Source organism: Lysinibacillus sp. NPDC047702, assembly GCF_050272555.1.
Classification (GTDB): domain Bacteria; phylum Bacillota; class Bacilli; order Bacillales_A; family Planococcaceae; genus Lysinibacillus.
Map to the genome: position 1 here is coordinate 1 of NZ_JBNNMG010000101.1, position 13,995 is coordinate 13,995.

14 protein-coding genes are annotated in these 13,995 nt (G+C 34.1%); 5 read left to right on the forward strand and 9 right to left on the reverse strand.

Annotation, left to right across the window (positions count from 1 at the left end; translation table 11 throughout):
• Nucleotides 1–117 precede the first annotated feature (117 nt).
• The 3 genes from ACQKIM_RS26770 to ACQKIM_RS26780 form a co-directional block, all read right to left on the reverse strand.
• Nucleotides 118–1,197: an ankyrin repeat domain-containing protein gene (locus tag ACQKIM_RS26770; RefSeq protein ID WP_427549758.1), complete on the reverse strand. Its 1,080-nt coding sequence runs from the start codon at nt 1,195–1,197 to the stop codon at nt 118–120.
• A gap of 366 nt (nt 1,198–1,563) precedes the next feature.
• The gene (locus ACQKIM_RS26775) at nt 1,564–3,045 is read right to left on the reverse strand and encodes a malate:quinone oxidoreductase (protein ID WP_427549760.1); all 1,482 of its coding nucleotides are present in this window, start codon (nt 3,043–3,045) and stop codon (nt 1,564–1,566) included.
• A 443-nt stretch (nt 3,046–3,488) separates the two neighbouring features.
• The gene (locus ACQKIM_RS26780; RefSeq protein WP_427549762.1) at nt 3,489–3,647 is read right to left on the reverse strand and encodes a hypothetical protein; all 159 of its coding nucleotides are present in this window, start codon (nt 3,645–3,647) and stop codon (nt 3,489–3,491) included.
• Nucleotides 3,648–3,805: 158 nt separating this feature from the next.
• On the opposite strand from ACQKIM_RS26780, the gene ACQKIM_RS26785 reads away from it, so the two are divergent.
• Entirely contained in the window at nt 3,806–4,297 is a 492-nt protein-coding gene (locus ACQKIM_RS26785; RefSeq protein ID WP_427549764.1) for a hypothetical protein, read from the forward strand.
• 74 nt (nt 4,298–4,371) lie between these two features.
• On the opposite strand, the gene ACQKIM_RS26790 is transcribed toward ACQKIM_RS26785, so the two are convergent.
• The 3 genes from ACQKIM_RS26790 to ACQKIM_RS26800 form a co-directional block, all read right to left on the reverse strand.
• Nucleotides 4,372–4,650: a hypothetical protein gene (locus tag ACQKIM_RS26790; protein WP_427549766.1), complete on the reverse strand. Its 279-nt coding sequence runs from the start codon at nt 4,648–4,650 to the stop codon at nt 4,372–4,374.
• A gap of 96 nt (nt 4,651–4,746) precedes the next feature.
• Nucleotides 4,747–5,412: a zf-HC2 domain-containing protein gene (locus tag ACQKIM_RS26795; RefSeq protein WP_427549769.1), complete on the reverse strand. Its 666-nt coding sequence runs from the start codon at nt 5,410–5,412 to the stop codon at nt 4,747–4,749.
• Nucleotides 5,399–5,893 (reverse strand): RNA polymerase sigma factor, encoded by a 495-nt coding sequence (locus ACQKIM_RS26800; protein WP_427549772.1) that lies wholly within the window; start codon nt 5,891–5,893, stop codon nt 5,399–5,401. The genes ACQKIM_RS26795 and ACQKIM_RS26800 overlap by 14 nt, the downstream gene beginning before the upstream one ends.
• Before the next feature lie 194 nt (nt 5,894–6,087).
• Between ACQKIM_RS26800 and ACQKIM_RS26805 the strand changes: the two genes are divergently transcribed.
• Nucleotides 6,088–6,642 (forward strand): sigma-70 family RNA polymerase sigma factor, encoded by a 555-nt coding sequence (locus ACQKIM_RS26805; protein ID WP_427549774.1) that lies wholly within the window; start codon nt 6,088–6,090, stop codon nt 6,640–6,642.
• Nucleotides 6,635–8,206: a hypothetical protein gene (locus tag ACQKIM_RS26810; RefSeq protein ID WP_427549776.1), complete on the forward strand. Its 1,572-nt coding sequence runs from the start codon at nt 6,635–6,637 to the stop codon at nt 8,204–8,206. The genes ACQKIM_RS26805 and ACQKIM_RS26810 overlap by 8 nt, the downstream gene beginning before the upstream one ends.
• An 82-nt stretch (nt 8,207–8,288) precedes the next feature.
• On the opposite strand, the gene ACQKIM_RS26815 is transcribed toward ACQKIM_RS26810, so the two are convergent.
• Together ACQKIM_RS26815 and ACQKIM_RS26820 are read right to left on the reverse strand one after the other, a co-directional pair.
• Entirely contained in the window at nt 8,289–8,480 is a 192-nt protein-coding gene (locus ACQKIM_RS26815; RefSeq protein WP_427549777.1) for a hypothetical protein, read from the reverse strand.
• Between the two features lie 145 nt (nt 8,481–8,625).
• On the reverse strand, nt 8,626–10,206 hold the full coding sequence (locus ACQKIM_RS26820) for a diguanylate cyclase (RefSeq protein ID WP_427549778.1): 1,581 nt from the start codon (nt 10,204–10,206) through the stop codon (nt 8,626–8,628).
• A 237-nt stretch (nt 10,207–10,443) separates the two neighbouring features.
• Here ACQKIM_RS26820 and ACQKIM_RS26825 point away from each other — a divergent pair, with 237 nt between their 5' ends.
• A complete protein-coding gene (locus ACQKIM_RS26825; RefSeq protein ID WP_427549781.1) occupies nt 10,444–10,950 on the forward strand; it encodes a sigma-70 family RNA polymerase sigma factor in 507 nt (168 codons plus the stop codon).
• Nucleotides 10,947–12,269 (forward strand): DUF4179 domain-containing protein, encoded by a 1,323-nt coding sequence (locus ACQKIM_RS26830; RefSeq protein WP_427549783.1) that lies wholly within the window; start codon nt 10,947–10,949, stop codon nt 12,267–12,269. The genes ACQKIM_RS26825 and ACQKIM_RS26830 overlap by 4 nt, the downstream gene beginning before the upstream one ends.
• A gap of 172 nt (nt 12,270–12,441) precedes the next feature.
• Here ACQKIM_RS26830 and ACQKIM_RS26835 read toward each other — a convergent pair whose 3' ends face one another.
• Nucleotides 12,442–13,752: an S-layer homology domain-containing protein gene (locus ACQKIM_RS26835; RefSeq protein WP_427549784.1), complete on the reverse strand. Its 1,311-nt coding sequence runs from the start codon at nt 13,750–13,752 to the stop codon at nt 12,442–12,444.
• Nucleotides 13,753–13,995: the final 243 nt, after the last annotated feature.

A 13,995-nucleotide genomic window follows, 5' to 3' on the forward strand; every position in this document is an offset into this window, starting at 1 on the left:
CTATCTGGAAAAACATAAAAGATAGAGAAATCCGACTTTGAATTCATTCAAAGTCGGATTTCTCACGAATTGAAGCTAGTTATGTCCCAGCCTCTCCTCACAAACAGAGTGACAAATCTACAGCTCTCCTTCAAGGAAATTGATGAGATATGTTTCAGGCTTTGCAAGAAATTCTTTAAAGCTGCATAAATTAGCATACTTCTGATGCTCCACATCATAGCAGCCAATTTGTCCTTTTTTCTTTGGATTCCATACTATTTGTAAATCAGAATAATTATCTACATGTGCTGATATACGCAGTAGCTTTTGACGGTCAATCTTCATTTCAATGGTGTCTGTCAGTGTGAAAAAGTCGATATATCTGATGTCATAGTCATTGCTATCTAGCTCAAGTTGTAGCTTTTCTCCTGTAAGGAAGCTAATCAGTTCATTACTCAATTTATATTTTTTTAACTCATATTTTTTGTTCTCCAAATCATGAAGCTGAGCTGGCTCCAATGCTTTCAAATAGTCAGCTAAAATAGTATTTTTATTGCCAATCGCAATCGTATATGGACGCTCGCCATCCTTTTCAGCTAAAGTAACGTTTGCGCCTCGTTCAACCAAGTATTTCACCATTGTTAGATTCCCCATACTTGTTGCCACTGTTAATGGAGTTGCTTGATAAGGATAAACCATATCCGGTTTATTAAAATTAATGTCCACCCCTTGATCGAGTAAATATGTAATTGTCCTCATATCATGATTCGACACAGCCTGACGCAATACTGGACCACCGTACTGTCTTATATCCAGACCTAGCTCATGAATGAGTGAAATATTATTTTTATTACCATAGTAGGCCTGTGAATAGGCACCAGAATTGACCTGATTCAGCATGTCCAGCTTCGCTCCATGCTTTACAATATAACGTACTACATCTTCTTTACAATAACGAACAGCTACCAAAAAGGCTGGATTATTTTTAACGTTCAAATTTACACCATGCTCTACTAGCAACTTTATAACATCCAGTCTCTGTAATCTTAGCGACAAATCTAATGGACTTAACGAGATATTCTGATTCAATATCATGTCCTCTTCAATATTCCAGCCCTCTTCAATAGTAAGCAGTAAAGCGGGAACATTTCCGTTGTAAATATGCATTGCTATTTCTGGAAGATCGTGAAATTTACCGATATTTTTTAGATTAATCATCTACCCCATTCCTTTCTTTATGAAAAGTATAGATAACAACTTTAGCGAAAACAACGGTACATAAGATTTATAGCATCAGCTAGCAAGTTAATGAAAGATTATATAAGTATTAAGGTATTTTCCATCTTTAATTAGCACCCTAAATGTTGAATAATTCTCCGAAATAATGTTGCTCATTCAACTTTTGTATTAAATATTTGTAAATTTGTCATTATTTACAGTACATTCTAATATAATAGAAATAATCGATTATACTACAGCTTTTTTCTATAAAAAATAGAATCCCCAATCCCTAATTAGATTGAAGATTCTATGCTATGGAAACGGTTGTCCAAATGTTGCTTTACATCTGCTGTCTCCAAGTATTTATTTTAAAGCAAGTGCTTTATCAGTTGTTTCATTAATCTCTTTAAGAAGCTCTGGATTTTGTGCTAATGATAAGCCATAAGATGGGATCATTTCTTTAATTTTTGGCTCCCATTCTTTGATTTGTTGAGGGAAACATTTATTGATTACCTCAAGCATAACGTGAACAGCCGTAGAAGCACCTGGTGAAGCTCCAAGTAAAGCTGCAATTGATCCATCAGAAGCGCTTACAACTTCCGTACCAAATTGAAGCGTACCTTTTCCACCAGCTTCTGTGTCCTTAATTACTTGTACACGTTGTCCAGCAACAATGATATCCCAATCATCGCTCTTCGCATTTGGGATGAAATCACGTAACTCATCCATGCGCTGCTCTTTTGAAAGCATAAGCTGTTGGATTAAATACTTTGTTAATCCCATCTCTTTAACGCCTGCCGCTAATAAAGTTGTGATATTATGCGGTTTTACAGAAGCAAATAAATCCATATTTGAACCTGTTTTTAAGAACTTAGGTGAGAACCCTGCGAATGGTCCAAATAATAATGATTTTTTGTTATCAATATAACGTGTATCAAGATGAGGAACTGACATTGGCGGAGCGCCAACTTTTGCTTTTCCGTACACTTTTGCATGGTGCTGGTCAGCAACTTCTTGATTTTTACATGCTAAGAATAGTCCACTGATAGGGAATCCACCAATATGCTTCCCTTCAGGAATACCTGATTTTTGTAGTAATTCAAGGCTTCCTCCACCAGCTCCAAGGAAGACAAATTTTGCTGAATGATATTCCATTTTGCATCCATCTAAATCATGTACACGCACTTCCCAAGTTCCATCGCTTGCTTGTTTTAGACTTTCAACACTGTGGTTGTAGTTAATATCTACATCTTTTGTTTTTAAGTGATCAAATAACATGCGTGTTAAAGCACCAAAGTTAACGTCTGTACCAGTGTCAATTTTTGTTGCAGCAATAGCTTCATCTGCAGAACGGTCTTGCATAATAAGAGGAATCCATTCCTTTAGTTTTTCTGGGTCATCAGAAAATTCCATGCCTTGGAATAAAGGATTTTTCGTCATTGTTTCATGACGTTTTTTTAGGAACTCAACATTGTCTTTCCCTTGTACTAAGCTCATATGTGGTAAAGGCATAATGAAGTCTTGTGGGTTATTGATCAATTTATTGTTTACTAGATAAGACCAAAACTGTCTTGAAACTTGGAACTGCTCATTAACGTTAATCGCTTTGCTGATATCGATTGATCCGTCTTTTTTCTCGGAAGTGTAGTTAAGCTCACATAGTGCAGCATGCCCAGTTCCCGCATTGTTCAATTCTTGAGAACTTTCTTCACCGGCTTTATCAAGCTTCTCAAACACTGTAATTTTCCAATCTGGTGCTAATTCTTTGAGCAGTGTTCCCAAAGTCGCACTCATGATTCCGGCACCAATTAAGATAACATCTGATTTAATTTGTCTGTTACTCATTTTTACCTTCCTTATATATTAAGATTTGCAGAAAGGATGTAAGCACTCCGCTTAGATGTCAAAGCAAGCCATGGAGCGACCTAGGAGCACACCTTTTCTGTATCAATTATTACCTTATTGCAGTTTATCACAATTACTTGAAGATTAAAATATCAACTATTTATATGAGATTTAACGGCATATTTCGAGCCATTTCATTCATAATTCAAGAAAAAAACGAACAAATACATAATTAAAAGTATCCTTAGAAATTCATGCATTTTGGATTACTTGGCCTAAAAATGGTTAGCGCTTTCATATAAATAAGTCAAGTTGATTATTATATCTATATAATAACATAAAAATATGGAACCAGTCTTGTTTTTGTACTAGCCCCACTCCACATCTAAATATACCGAATTTTCTCAAAATTTACTAGCATTATTTTTATTTTATGTCTATTTTTACTTGTTAAAGAAAGTAGATAATTTTTGTTGTATTGATTCAGGTAGTATACGGAAAAATAATCCCTCGTATTTGAGATCGAGTAAACCAGCGATGACAATTATAATAAAGCTAAATAATAAAATTGGTTTTTTATTATTTTTAGAAATCCACTTCATAAGCTCCCCCCTCGATAAAAACATTCTTTTCCTATAATAAAGGACAAGCTTATATAGATAAATAGATTTTTACTAATGGAAGAGCAATTTTATTCCTTGTCATCTATATAGAGATTTTTACATAAGCTAATACAATTGTTAATTCGAAAGGAATGGTTATGGTAAATTTTAAATCTTTCCGTGGAATTGTAACACAAATAAATGATTTTCCTGTAGGGCAAAATAGGGATGTTGAGGGCTGCTATAAACTTTTAACTGTAGAAGATGGTGCTGGGGGCGTTGTAAATTTTGTCGTTTCTCCCTCTACTTACTTTGTTAATCAGGAAATAGTTAGACCAGGTGATTGGGTTACGGGCTACTATGATGGGGACGCTCCTGTACCTATGATATACCCGCCACAATATCGAGCTCTTATTGTTGTAAAGGAAAGTAATTACCAAAATGTAAAGGTTGACTTTTTTGATAACCATCTGATGAGCAGTGATGGTCAACTACAATTAAATCTCTCTCCATCTACGGTTATCTTGCTTAAAAACGGGCAGCCTTTTTCTAGAAATCCCGCTAATCGAAACCTAATTGTCCTCTATGGTGCTACAACAAGAAGTATTCCGGCTCAAACCACACCCCATGAGATAATTATTTGGTGCTGATTTCGAACAGAAAATGGCTTAAGTCTAGAGCTTAAGCCATTTTTAATCTGCCCGACGATGAAGGTTCAAATGCTCTACTGCTTTTTTACATTATCTTTCATGTCATGTAGTTGCTGTTTGATTTGCTCTAGGTACTCTTTATTTTGCTGGACAGTATCCAAATGCTCACCATATTGATGTGCATTCATATACGCATTTTCTGCATGGTCTATTTGATCAAATGCATGTTCGATCGCTATTTCCTCAGGGTGTGATTTTGCATGCTTTAACAAACGTTCTGCCTTTTGGACAGAATTACTAAATAAAGTGCTAGGATGATCCTGTTTCCAGCTTATATCAGAGTGCTTTGCCAATTTTACCTCTCCCTTTCTTGACCATTCAATAAGTTACCTAGTCCTAGTATTTTTAAAATGGACAGAAAATATGCAGGAAAATGATTTGTAAGAGCTTTATTGCTTTTTTTCCCAAATTAGAACAGCATCTTTTAAAATATTTTTCCAAGTTTCCTTATTAGCTGCTATTTTTTCAAAGTCATATTCCGCATAGTATACAGCGTCGATTTCTTCAGCTTCAGGAAATTCAAAAATAAAATCCTGCTCATTGCGTGCTTTTCCATTATTAATAAGCTGCCGAGTAGGCGAATCAGCAATTGTCTTATTATAATAAATAAAGCTTATATTCTTTTTCTCGCCATCTATTTCAAGAAGCATAGGATGTGTGACGCTAACACTTGCATAGCTTTTACCATAGTAATGGGCAAATAGTGTTTTATCTTCGTTATTTTCAATTTTCATCGTATCCTCTGAATATGGAATTACCGTTTCATAATGAAAGACATATTCAAATACACCTAATAAAATTAAAGCTGTGATGAAAGCAGAGATACCTGAAACGATTATTTTTTTCTTTCGCCATTTCTTATTAATCCTTTTAAAGAGAGTCACTTTATTCTCTTCAGGAATATACATTTCATGCTTCATTTGCTGATACTCGAGCTGACATTTTTTACAATGCTTGATATGCTTCTCAACCATTTCTTTGGTATCCTGACTAACTACCTCATCAACATAAAGAGGTAAAATATCTTGAATAATTGTGCACTTAATCTCCGTCATGATTGATCGCCTCCATATACTCTAATATTTGCTTTCTAGCCCTGTAAAAGGTTACCCTAGCCCATCCTGCGCTTTTTCCAAAAAGCCTCCCTATTTTCTCAAAAGAGAGCTCCCCAAAGGTTCGTAGTGAAAAGACTTCCTTGTATGGTTCCTTCATTGAATGTAGAAACTGATGAACTGCAAATGCATCCTCTTCATTCATTAAATGCTTCACAATATGGACGCCTGTTTCTGTTGTCTCATTTAAATTAGAATCAATTTGCTTTTTCCTCTTTTTGTAATAAGAGAAGTATGTATTTTTAGCAATTATAAAGAGCCATGCTCGAATATCCTTAGAACCATCAAAACTTTCAATGTTCTTTAACGCTTTAAAAAAAGTTTCCTGGGTAATTTCTTCAGCTATAACATCGTTATGACTCAATGATTTCAGATATAAATAAACATCCTGAAAATATTTGTGATAGATTTCATCAAAGTCCATGTCTTTTCACCTCCTCACTTAAATAACTTCCGATATTTAATAATGTTACAAAAATCTTTATACAAATAAATTCCATACTCTATAACAGAAAAAGCCTGTTTTGAGAATCTTGTCCCTTGAACATGTAATTAATAGAAAATATTTTTACAACCAAAATGTACCTACTCCGTCTAATATTTGAAAGGGTGTGGAGAATGCTTGAACAAGAAAGAAAGTCAGTAGAAATTGAAAGCAATTTAAGTAGAGAGGAGAGGCTTGAATGGTTAATGAAGGAATACGGAGATCAAGTTGCTCGTTTAGCTTTTACCTACTTGAAGCAAAAGCAATTATCAGAGGATATTGCCCAAGAGGTTTTTATAAAGTGCTACGAGAACCTAGACAGCTTTCGAAATGAATCTTCCTATAAAACATGGTTATATCGTATTACAGTGAACTTATGTAAAGACAAATTAAGAAGTTGGTCTTTTAGACATATAATACTTACAGAATTTTTTTCAAAAATAAAAAGCACTAATAAATCACCTGAAATGGAATTAGTTGGACTAGAGCATAAACAACTAATTGCTGAAAAAATTCTTTCTTTACCAGTGAAATATAGAGAGGTTATTATTTTATATTATTATGAAGAAATGTCATATAACCAAATATCAACTTTGTTAAATTTAAGGTTACAAACGATTAAATCCAGGCTACATAGAGCTCGCCTTTTGTTAAAAAAGTCACTTGAAGGGGGCAAAATTAATGGATGATGTATTAAAAAAAATTATACAGACAATGAATGAAACTGTATTAAAAGACATCAACTTTAATGAGAAGAATAAGGAAAATGTTCGTCAGACTATACACAAAAGAAACAAGAAGTCGTTTCATGTAAAACACAAGCTAAAATATTTGTTACCTACCGTAATAACCTTACTGTTTTTCTTAGGAACAAGCTATTTCATTATAAACGAGTTGGATATTCTATCAAGTGGAGAAAAAATCACAGGTTTAGACAAAAACATCGAGACTTTTTCTCAAGAACCTAAAATCAATCCGCACCTCTATACACCACCTGAACAAAAAGAATCTTATGAAGAGATGACAAAGGAAGATGTTGTTGCAAGGCTTTTAAATACGGTGGATTATTTTCACACTGCAACTGGAAAGTTTAAAGAGTACTCACTATTCTACGATGACTCTGATAGTACTTCTATTACTGAGTATAAATTAAGTATAAAAAATGAAATTGGTGGGTACGAGAAAGTTACATCTCTATTTGATGAGAAGGTTATGGGGTTTGAGGAAAGTATTCAAGAATATATTTATAATAATGAAAAGCTCTGGTCTAAAGAGAGTTTAAATAAAACATTTCAAGAACAAGATTATCAACCAGAACCAAGGCGTAAAGTGGTTACCCTAGAAGAAGCATTTAGTATTAAGTTGAAAGATATATATAAAGAAAACTCCATATTTAGGGAACGACCTCAAATTGCCGCTTCAGGCTTATCTTTGTTCCCCTATGAACAAACCTCTAGTTATTTAAGAAATATGGAGCAATGGGAGATTGAAAAACAAAATGAAGAATTGTTAGGCCATAATACTATTGTTTTATACGGAAAAATAGATGAGCAAGTAGTAGCGAGAATGAAGATGAAAGGAACGACTGATACTTTTCGCTTTTGGGTAGACAAAGATACTGGAATCTTAGTGAAATATGAAACGTATGATAAGGATGGTGAACTTACTAGTTATCTTCACCCTGAAAGTTTAGATATAAATATACCGATTGACCCGCATACATTTGTACCAAACTTAGATGGCTATCACCCACCTATAAACACTCGAAAAAGAGTAAATATGGATCCAAGAGAAGTGGATATAGAAGTTGTAGACTATGCAGATGGCTTTAAGGAAGATACCGAAGATGTATTAGATCTACTTCGGAAGGATATACCATTCCTGTATGAATTCACTCATTCCAAGCTTACATTATTCTCAGCTGGCTATGAAAAATATAAAGATTATAAACAAGCTTATCTTACTTATATTTTCGAAAATGAAACTCAGGTAATGTATGTACGTGCCTATCATAAAGATTCCATAGTTCGTACTTTAAGTGATTTTAATAAAGAAAAGGGCGAACAACGTGAAAAGTTTACTTTAAACGGCATTGAGTGGTCAGGTTATGAACTAACAGATCCTATAGGTGCTCATTTTATAGGCATGAAAGATGATTATAAATATGAGGTTGTTAGCCAAGACATCTCTCTTCAAGAGACAAAGAATTTATTAAAATCCCTTAAGCCTAGCAATAACCTCACAAAGCAATAATAATTTTTTCCTCATAAAATTAGAACTAAGGCCTAAACCTTAGTTCTCCATCTCAATGCTATGAATAGTTGTCAAATATAAATTAGTGCCATGCCGTTCGCTCACTTACTGGCTGTTTGATATCTGTTTTTCCTTGTGCTTCGGCAAAGTTGTTAACTTGTGCTGAAGCTGCATCGATTTCAAACTCAGAACCAAATTCCTCCTGCTGCTGACGATTTGGGTTTGCTTGTAAATTCTTCGCATATCGCGTTGCGTTGGTATGATTTGTTTTCATATTTGACTACCATCCTTCATTGATTTTTTGAAAAGTCATAATCAAAAGCTTGTCGACTTTTCATCTAAAGTTTGCACTAGCACATGCAGTTTTATTTATAAACAACAAAGATTTAGTCATTGATATATTAAAGCCTGAAATGCTACTACATTTCAGGCTTTACAGGTTCTCTATAAACATGTACACGATTACGTCCTTCTTGCTTGGCACAATATAAAGCCATATCAGCTTTATGAAGGAGGTGATAAAGCGTTTCCTCTTCTTCGGTTATTACTTCTGCAACACCACAGCTTAACGTAATTGTGATTGTTTCCTTCAGCGTTTCTAGAGGCTGTGATGCCACATAGGAACGGAGCTCATTAGCTATCCCTTCTCCCTCTAGTGATGTTAATCCATTGAATGCAAGAACGAACTCCTCGCCTCCATATCGAGCAAAAAGTCCCCGCTCTTTCAATTGATTTTGAATAGTCTGTGCTACATGAATAAGCACTTGATCACCAACAGCATGGCCATACGTATCATTTACTTTTTTAAAATAGTCAATATCCATTAAAACGACAGTAAAGGCTGTTTGATCTTTCTTGGCCTCCAAAAAACCCTCCGTACAATACTGAAAAAAAGCCCGACGATTAAAAACTTGGGTTAGTTCATCATAATATGCCTGATGCTCTAATTTTTTTTGTAGATTTTTAAGTTCCGTAATATCAGTAAAAATCAATAACATTCCATTTCTACTGTTCTTCTGTTGTATTGATGAGAGGCGAATCTGATAGGTCCGTGAAAGGCTTTCTGAAATAGTGAGATCTAGCTGAAATTCTTTTGACCCTTCCGTTATGTCAATATTAAAGGGGATATTTTTCTCGGATAGTTCAAACCAGACTTTCACAAAATCCATACCATACATAGTGTGGTTCAGCTTCGGAAACATCCTCCGACAGGCTTCGTTAAATTCAATTAATCGCTGGGATTCATCTAGCACCATAACCCCATCATTTATATTATTAAATATCGCATTTTTCGTAATAGGCATAATTCTAAACAAACGTGATGAGCTAATTGACCATAGATATAAAAGTGAGGAAATCCATAAAACCATTGGGACCGGATCAAATCCTGAAGGCGTTAATCCAATTAAATAAACAAATGCCGTTATTATTGGAACAAGCTGGCTAAACATTAGCGAAATTAATTGTGGACGATACACCTTTGTTGTTTCCTTCCAATGAGAGAGCACTAATAAAAATGCTACAAACATACTAGCAAACGTAAATATACCGTGAATTATATACCAAATACCTATCTCCTGATAAACGTAAGGTGCTCCCAAATTAGGGTCTATTTCAAACACTCTATAATGAAAATGATGAAAATCATTCGTTGCAACTGATAGCAAACTAATAAAAGGAATAATCAGTAATGAAATAAACATTTTCCTATTTAAATTTATGCCCACGTACTGCATGATAAACAATAATCCAATTGCAGGTGAAAATGCCATTCCTACATATTGAATAACTGTCCAAAACTTTATTTCATTTAGTGCAGTAGACATTAAACCAAAAGCAGATGCAAAACAGTATATGGCTATCAAAAGCGTATTACAAATAAATAATTGAGCAATCTTCGTAAAATTATGGCGTTTAAAAAATACGTACCCACTAAGATACAAATTTAATACGCCTGACGTACAAACAAGTGTGATAAAAGTAGTCAATGGTGAATTCACGGTTGTGTACCTCTTCTTTAGCAACATTTTAATTTTACAGCATAAAAAAGATAGGAAAGCTTTCTTAGTCAAAGCTGGGCACTCACTAAACTAAGCTAAATGCTACATTTATAAAAAATTTTTCGATAACTCATTTATTGGGTCTTATAAAATATTAACCTATCATTTTTAATTTTTCAAAAATAAAATGAACGATTTATTTAATTGGTGCATCTAATCAGTAAAGGAGGCATGGAGATGAACGAAATCGAACTTGCCAAACATGCAATTGATGGAAATGAAGCTGCTCAACTTCAGCTTTTAAGTTTATATAAAGAGTCTATGTATCGAGTTGCCTATAGCTATATGCGAAATGAGCATGATGCCAATGATGCTCTACAAGAGATGACATATCAATGCCTAAAAAATATTCATAAAGTTCAAACGCCTCAATATTTTAAAACATGGCTCGTTCGAGTTGTTATCAATACATGTCTAATGATGAAGCGACAGCAAAAACAAACAATCATAGCTAATAATTTAGTGGAGCAGCCTCAGTATATGTCAGAGCTATTTGAACTAAATGATGTCATTTTACAGCTACCTATTGAACAGCAGGAGCTTATTCATTTAAAGTACTTTAGGGATTTAAAAAACAGTGAAATTGCAACCCTTAAAAATATTCCTGAGGGTACTGTTAAGTCTAGATTACATAAAACTTTAAAGAGGCTTCGTCAACTATTAGGAGAGGGGGGCTTTTCATGAATAGCTTTGACAAAGAGCAGCAACAAAGATATGAGGAATTACTTGAATCAGTGCCAGTGGACACATTACAGCCCAAATTACAATTTTATGCTTTCAAGCGATTAAAACAAAGGGCTCGCCATAAACGATTTTTACATTTAGCAATCACTGTTGCCTTTATATTGATTGCCTTTATTGGATCAATTCGAATATCTCCTGCTCTTGCACAAGCTGTTGCACAAATCCCAGGTTTAAAGCCACTGGTTGAAATGATTGCCTTCGATAAAGGAATTGAGGATATTGTCAGCAACGAATATTATGAGCATATAAATGCGAGCCAAACCATTAATGGTAAAACACTTATGATTACAGGCGTTGTAGCAGATGAATCTGGAATGATTATTTCCTATAAACTAAATTCGGATGAGGATTTAGCGACTTTCAAAGGCATAGTAACGGAAGTTAAACAGAAGGGTGAACAAGTAAAGGCAACAGTTGGTAGTAGCTGGGCAGCACAGCCTAAAGGAACATATGAAGTAGAAAATACAATTAATGTTGCCACCAGCCAAGGTCTGGACTATTCAGCTAAGGATTTTAAGCTGACATTATCGCTAAGTGACCACCCTGAGACAGTATTTGAAATTCCTTTTACACTAAAAAATGATGTGAAAGCATCCAAACATTATACTGTCAACAAACATGTTATTATCGATGGGCAACGCATGACAATCCATGAACTTATTATTTCTCCGATTCGTTCTGAACTAAAAATGTCGATTGATCCAACAAATACCAAGAGAATACTAAGCTTTGAGGATATTCGCATCTATGATGAACATCAAGAAGAATGGGGAAAAATTAAAAATGGTGTCGTCGGATTTGGTAACTATGAAGATGAGCAATTTAGTATTATGCTTGAAAGTAATTATTTCCGAATGCCCAAAAGCATAACAATTGAACTGCGAGAAATTGAAGCAATTGATAAAGCTGATGATTTTATCATAGTTGATTTTGACAAGAGAAAAATTATTAGTCAGCCCGAGAATATAAATATAGAGCTTGAAATAAAAGATAATTTTGAAATTCAATATAAAATTTCCCCATATAAAAAGAATGAACACAAAGGGGTGTTTAGCCATTTAGTGGACGCAGATGGGAATATTTTTTATTCAAATAGCACTTGGATTTCAGAGTACGAAAACTATATGCTAATTGGGCAGCAATTTGATATGGAGAATGTTGAAAGACTTCCAATTAATCCAATTAAACTGGAGATTGCACGCTATGAGCAATATTTAAAAGGAAGCGGTCGTATCCAAATCGAACTTCAAAAAAATTAAACATCTTAGTAGGAAAAGCCGATTTTAGTTATTAAATCGGCTTATTTACATCATACAAAAAAAGCACTTATCGCCCAATCAATAGAAACAGAGCCAATTTCGATTGAAATTAGCTCTGTTTTATAATTCAAATAAATAGTTTAAAAAAATCCCAATATTAAATAGACTTTATCTAGTCTTTTAAATCCTCATTTCTTGTTTTATCAGGGTAGTACCTAAACATATAACCAGGTGAATTCATATATGTTTCTGACAAATATGTTTTCACTCCGAAACGAATCGTGCGTCCATAGGGATAGCCATGTTCATTAGTTACATTTTTCTTTTGAGCTATCCAACTTTGGTATGAATTAATTTCAGCTACTGTACGTGCTGTTCCTGAAATATCGCTAATTACCATTGCCATAGCAGTATTGATTTCTAGGGTGTCACCTGCCGCCACCGTACTATACGAACGATTTCCATACAACTTTGGATAAAAATCATTTGGTGAATAGGATATATGGAGACCTTTATTATTTTTATCAGAAAACATAACGTTAAAGTAAGTATTATCTGCAGATGCATTAAAGACAGAGAAATGTCTATTAAGATAATCGATAGTTTCTGGTTTTAGTAAACTCTTTAATAGATCTAATGCCTCGATATTAAAAATTTGTAAATTATGATCGCTCGTTTTAAGACTATCAGCTATTTTAAAAGGAGCTGTATCGAGTGAATCCTTTAATCTCTTGTAATAATCGCTTCGTTCACGTTGAAAAGCCTGGTAAACATCCTGATCCTGATATGCATCTGCCTTTGCAAAATGGAATGATAAATAACCTGTTCCAAGTTTGGCTAAACTAGTAATATTCTCATTGGAATTATAGTGCATTAATGCTTGCTTCCCTTGTAGAGAATCAATTCCAGCAAGATGCAATCTATGTATGAAGGAGACAGCCTGTGCACGATTTAAATAATTATTCGCTCCGAAATGACGTTCTATTAGTGCCTCGTTCGGATTTTGGCCTGTTGAAATTTGGTGATCGTATAAATATTGAATACTCTTTTCTAAAGTCAGCTCATCCTGTGCCAGATAAGCAATTGCCTCCGCTACAACACCACGTTTAACATTTTCATCACGCAGCGTATTCGAAAGATAACCATTTAACGGTACACTATAGCTTGCTAACTGATTATAATAATCATCTGCCCAATGTTTAGGATCAGCTTTTTTGACGATTGATCCCTTTGCAGTACTTAGATTAAAATAGAGAGCTAACATTTTTGCAAATTGCGCCTCGGTAACCATATTATTGGGTTTAAATGTGCCATCTGTATATCCGCTAATAATTCCTTCATTGTTTGCCCAATTAATTGCTTCATAAGCAAAGTGAGACGAACTTACATCTTTAAACTTTTGTGCAGCTTCTGTTTCTATTGGTTGGACAAAGCCTGCAACACTTATTGATAGAGCTATTGTACTTAAATATAACTTCTTCATTTAATCACCTCTAAAACAAATACTACTCTATTAGGTAATAATTTTATATTACTCTTTTTAATATCCCGAATAATATTCAAACTTATATTTTGATATTTATAATTTACCTATTTTTTATCTAAATACTTTATTACTTCTTTAATATTTTTTGATACTATGTCAAGAAAATGGACAGGGGAAATTGAGATTTTGCTTTAAATCTAAGCGCGCTATCGCTTGCTCGCCTCACAAATAATTTAAGGG

Excerpts from the sequence above, each read along its gene's own strand:
- ACQKIM_RS26770 (WP_427549758.1), bottom strand. The coding sequence starts at position 1,197 with ATGATTAATCTAAAAAATATCGGTAAATTTCACGATCTTCCAGAAATA.
- ACQKIM_RS26775 (WP_427549760.1), bottom strand. The coding sequence starts at position 3,045 with ATGAGTAACAGACAAATTAAATCAGATGTTATCTTAATTGGTGCCGGA.
- ACQKIM_RS26780 (WP_427549762.1), bottom strand. The coding sequence starts at position 3,647 with ATGAAGTGGATTTCTAAAAATAATAAAAAACCAATTTTATTATTTAGC.
- ACQKIM_RS26785 (WP_427549764.1), top strand. The coding sequence starts at position 3,806 with ATGGTAAATTTTAAATCTTTCCGTGGAATTGTAACACAAATAAATGAT.
- ACQKIM_RS26795 (WP_427549769.1), bottom strand. The coding sequence starts at position 5,412 with ATGACGGAGATTAAGTGCACAATTATTCAAGATATTTTACCTCTTTAT.
- ACQKIM_RS26800 (WP_427549772.1), bottom strand. The coding sequence starts at position 5,893 with ATGGACTTTGATGAAATCTATCACAAATATTTTCAGGATGTTTATTTA.
- ACQKIM_RS26805 (WP_427549774.1), top strand. The coding sequence starts at position 6,088 with ATGCTTGAACAAGAAAGAAAGTCAGTAGAAATTGAAAGCAATTTAAGT.
- ACQKIM_RS26810 (WP_427549776.1), top strand. The coding sequence starts at position 6,635 with ATGGATGATGTATTAAAAAAAATTATACAGACAATGAATGAAACTGTA.
- ACQKIM_RS26815 (WP_427549777.1), bottom strand. The coding sequence starts at position 8,480 with ATGAAAACAAATCATACCAACGCAACGCGATATGCGAAGAATTTACAA.
- ACQKIM_RS26825 (WP_427549781.1), top strand. The coding sequence starts at position 10,444 with ATGAACGAAATCGAACTTGCCAAACATGCAATTGATGGAAATGAAGCT.
- ACQKIM_RS26830 (WP_427549783.1), top strand. The coding sequence starts at position 10,947 with ATGAATAGCTTTGACAAAGAGCAGCAACAAAGATATGAGGAATTACTT.
- ACQKIM_RS26835 (WP_427549784.1), bottom strand. The coding sequence starts at position 13,752 with ATGAAGAAGTTATATTTAAGTACAATAGCTCTATCAATAAGTGTTGCA.